The following is a 2,536-nucleotide window of genomic DNA, read 5'->3' as shown; positions in this document are numbered from 1 at the left end:
ACCGATTGGACGTACCCTCCAGAGCAATTACCCGCGATCAGAGCATTGAGGGGTGAAAGCACGACAACAGACAATCTAGAAATTCATCAAGGAGACAAGGTGATCCCCATTGAAGCTTGGGGCACACCCATCTTTGATGATAAGGGAAATGTAGCTTATGCGATCGTAGCCTTCCAAGATATTACGGAACGCCAACGAGCGGAGGCAGAGCGGACAAAATTCACGGCGGAGCTTTTTCGGCTCAACGAAGCGTTCTCACGCTTTGTCCCCCGCCAATTTCTCCAATTTTTGGAAAAAGACAGCATTGTTGATGTTCAATTAGGCGACCAAATACAGAAGGAAATGTCGGTGCTATTTTCCGATATTCGAGACTTCACCACTCTATCGGAAAGGATGACCCCCGAAGATACGTTCAAATTTATTAATGCCTATCTCAGCCGTATGGAACCTGCTATTATCGCTCATCATGGTTTTATTGATAAATATATTGGTGATGCGATTATGGCTCTATTTAGCCGTAGTGCCGATGATGCGGTTCAAGCCGGAATTACTATGCTGAATCGACTTTCCGAATATAATTGCCATCGTGCGAATTCTGGATATGTGCCGATTCAAATTGGCATTGGCATCAATACCGGTTCTCTCATGTTAGGGACAGTCGGGGGACAAAACAGAATGGATAGCACAGTTATCAGTGATGCTGTAAATTTAGCTTCTCGCCTTGAAGGACTGACTAAAAATTATGGTGCATCTTTGTTAATTTCTCACTATACCTTTTGTCAATTAAAAGATGTGAATCAATATGCCTTTCGCGTCATCGACCGGGTTCAGGTTAAGGGAAAATCAGCAGCGGTGAGTGTCTATGAGATGTTTGATGCCGACCCGCCTAAAAGACGAGAAGGTAAATTAATCACGAAAACAGCATTCGAGGAAGGTTTGTTACTTTACAATCTGTATTCGTTTAGAGAAGCGGCGCAAGCGTTTGAAGAGGTCTTACTCTTTAACCCAGAGGATACCGCCGCTCGAATTTATTTGCATCGCTGCCAAAATCTTAAAACCTAGTGCAGGGCGGTAGAAGTTAGTCTAAACCTAAGCGCACTGCTGAATTGCATCGCGGTTTTCGCTGGCTTGAATAACTTTTAGACGACAGCAAGCTAATACCCAGTTGCGTTCTATCATGTCATTGGAGAGCGTAGCGTTAGCGAAGCGAGGCGTGACGCTAGAATCTCGCAGATGCTGACGCTCCTTACGTCGCTACCGCTTCACGATGTTCCGCTCAGCATGACAGATTACCTCTTTGACCCAAGCACTTGTAGATTGAGCAATTTCTGTCAGGTTTCATGGATTCCCAGGGAGTAGTCTATAGATAGCCGAGGAGGATGCAACAATTGACTGAATCTGCCGTTGACACCTATCACTCTAGATTCCGCAAGGTGCTTGAGTACATCGATTCTCATCTGGACGACGACCTTAGTCTTGAGCGCCTTAGCAAGGTTGCTGCATTCTCGAAATATCATTTTCACAGGCAGTTTTCTGAGCTGTTCGGGATTAGCGTATACAAATACGTTCAACTCAATCGCTTAAAGCGTGCTTCTTACCAACTTGCCTTTCGTGATGATATGCAGATCATTCATATCTCGCTGGCGAGTGGCTACGAAAACCAAGAATCGTTTTCTCGTGCATTCAAGAAAAGCCTAGGGCAAACTCCTTCCGAGTTCAAAGAGCGCCCACAGTGGAATCCTTGGTACTTGACTTACCAACCATTAAGTGACTTAAGGAGCAAGCACATGAAATCAGAAAATCAGCCCCCCAAAGTTAAGCTAATCACTTTTAAAGACACCAAAGTAGCTGCTCTTGAGCACCGTGGTGATCCAAGGCTCATCGGGAATTCAGTTCGCAAGTTTATCGAATGGCGAAAGCAGAACAATCTGTCACCCCAAGTCAGCGAAACTTTCAACATCCTCTACGATAATCCGTCCGAGACCTCGCCTGTAAACTTTTGTTTTGACATATGCGCATCAACAGAGCAAGATGTGGCTGACAACCCATTTGGGGTTGTAGAAAAAACCATTCCTGGTGGTAGGTGCGCCGTGTTACGACACGTCGGGGACGATGCTAATCTTGGCGAGAGTATCACTTATCTTTACTCGAACTGGCTCCCGTTGAGCAAAGAAGAACCGCGAGACTTTCCGCTGTTTCTACAGAGAGTTAGTTTTTTCCCTGATGTACCTGAACATGAGGCGATTACCGACGTGTTTCTTCCCCTCAAGTAAATCCGTATCGATTGGCTTGGATTTATTATGCTCGCAGCAGAAAACCGTCTAGCTGTCTTCTAACGGATGAAGGCGAGGTTGCGCTGTGGGAGCGCCTACTAGCAGACGCTCGTTCGCGTAGCGTGCCGCAGGCAAGACTCGAAGAGAGCTACGCTATCAGTGGGTATTGTGATGCGGGTCTTTAATGTAGTCCATAATCACCTTGGAACTAACGCTACCAGCAGTGGTATGAAAGTAAGAACGAGTCCACAAGCTAGGAAGTT

General features: G+C 45.9%; 2 protein-coding genes and 1 pseudogene. 2 read left to right on the top strand and 1 reads right to left on the bottom strand.

Annotation, left to right across the window (positions count from 1 at the left end):
- On the top strand, positions 1–1,062 hold a 1,062-nt coding region (locus V6C93_RS19795), incomplete at its 5' end, for an adenylate/guanylate cyclase domain-containing protein (protein WP_333478389.1).
- Between the two features lie 326 nt (positions 1,063–1,388).
- The gene (locus tag V6C93_RS19790; protein WP_333478387.1) at positions 1,389–2,273 is read left to right on the top strand and encodes an AraC family transcriptional regulator; all 885 of its coding nucleotides are present in this window, start codon (positions 1,389–1,391) and stop codon (positions 2,271–2,273) included.
- 156 nt (positions 2,274–2,429) lie between these two features.
- On the opposite strand, the pseudogene V6C93_RS19785 reads toward V6C93_RS19790, so the two are convergent.
- Positions 2,430–2,536 (bottom strand): annotated as a pseudogene (locus V6C93_RS19785) (IS200/IS605 family transposase); the annotation flags it as partial.

The organism is Allocoleopsis sp. (genome assembly GCF_036703385.1).
Lineage (GTDB): Bacteria > Cyanobacteriota > Cyanobacteriia > Cyanobacteriales > Coleofasciculaceae > Allocoleopsis.
Note: the sequence above shows the minus strand (reverse complement) of the source record. Positions and strands in the feature narration are given on the sequence as shown.